Source organism: Hungatella sp. SL.1.14 (genome assembly GCF_024460495.1).
Classification (GTDB): domain Bacteria; phylum Bacillota; class Clostridia; order Lachnospirales; family Lachnospiraceae; genus Hungatella; species Hungatella hathewayi.
The window spans coordinates 1-292 of sequence record NZ_JANFYJ010000478.1; the positions used below are offsets into that span (position 1 = coordinate 1).

The 292-nt window shown below is 51.0% G+C and carries 1 protein-coding gene; it reads right to left on the reverse strand.

Annotated elements, in window-relative coordinates:
• A partial coding sequence (locus NE473_RS31915) for a glycoside hydrolase family 36 N-terminal domain-containing protein (protein ID WP_305148721.1) occupies nucleotides 1-292 on the reverse strand: 292 nt, incomplete at both ends.

Below are 292 nucleotides of genomic sequence, written 5' to 3' on the forward strand. Positions count from 1 at the left end.
CTCAGACACATGGCCTGATCCAACCGGATCCCCTCACAGCCCTCCATGCATTCAAACCTTGCATGTCTGGCAATAACAGGAAAATCACTGTAGACAGTATACGTTAGCACCAGCCTTGTATGGATCAGACGGTCCTCTAAATACACCTCCAGGGAACATGCTTCCCTGTCGTTCTCCACATACACTGCGGGCAGTCCCTCAAGCGGCTTTTTCCCCTCGTAAATACGGTGTCCGGGATATGCAAAACCGGTAACTCTGCTTCCGTTATGACAGGTAATCCGATAAGCCGGAC